This is a genomic window from Peribacillus frigoritolerans, from assembly GCF_030676415.1.
Lineage (GTDB): Bacteria > Bacillota > Bacilli > Bacillales > DSM-1321 > Peribacillus > Peribacillus frigoritolerans_A.
The window spans coordinates 1-935 of record NZ_JAUUTW010000082.1; the positions used below are offsets into that span (position 1 = coordinate 1).

Below are 935 nucleotides of genomic sequence, written 5' to 3' on the forward strand. Positions count from 1 at the left end.
TTCACAACTAAAAACTCAATCTCTTCAGCTTCTAATAAATTAACAATAGGTTTCCAATATACACTGGTACTCTCCATGGCAACATGAGTACAGTTATTCTGTTTAATCCAATCCACTAACTGTATTAGAAAAACAGTTTTTGTTGAAAACGTTTGAATCTCCTTTCCTTCTGGTGTCATAATACATGCAGTAATATTGTCCTTATGGACATCCATACCACATGCTCTTTCAATCACTACTTCCATTGAAAACATCCTTTCTACGGCTCTCAATATAATTGGAGGCTGGTGCAAAAACCAGAATAGGATTAATCTACCATGTGTGCTTCCCGTAAGGGAGCGACAGTCAGTGGTGCACCTTGGTCGTTGGAGTCAGACTAACGGATGGGCTCTAACGCACCATAGTTCATCGACCTTCCTCTCCCAGCCGTAGAATCAGTATTGACCGTTCTGAACCATTTTCATTCTCTGTGGTGAAGCGCTGATTTTTGCGCTTCATGGATGGCTAACGGGTGCGTTAGTTCAAGAAGCTAAAGGTAGCAATTATTATCATTATTTTGTTCTTCCGCAATCGGGCGTTTTAATTGAACAAGCAGCTAAAAAGGATCTTCGTTTGAAGATCCTTCAGACTGTAGACAAACTCGATGAAAATCGAGTTTGTCTATTTTTATGGCTTGTACAATTTGGACGTTGATTTCCACTTCAGGCACTCGCTTTCCGCGGGCGGTCGGGGAGCCTCCTCGGCTTTCGCCTGCGGGGTCTCCCCTAGACGCGCTTTTCCCGCAGGAGTCTCGTACCTTCCGTTCCATTCAACTTTGTCTTACCTTTTAGATAGAACACTTTTGCCTGGAGTCATTTTTGTTTTAAAATAGAAGGATTAAAACTTGAGGTGATGAGGATGCTTTCTAAACATGATTCTATTCAGCGAGATCAACT

Annotated in this window: 1 protein-coding gene; it reads right to left on the reverse strand. The window is 41.9% G+C overall.

Annotated features, from left to right (window positions below; genetic code table 11):
* Positions 1 to 245: IS110 family transposase (locus tag Q8G36_RS28555; protein WP_305163135.1), on the reverse strand; the 245-nt coding region annotated here is incomplete at its 3' end.
* Positions 246 to 935 lie beyond the last annotated feature (690 nt).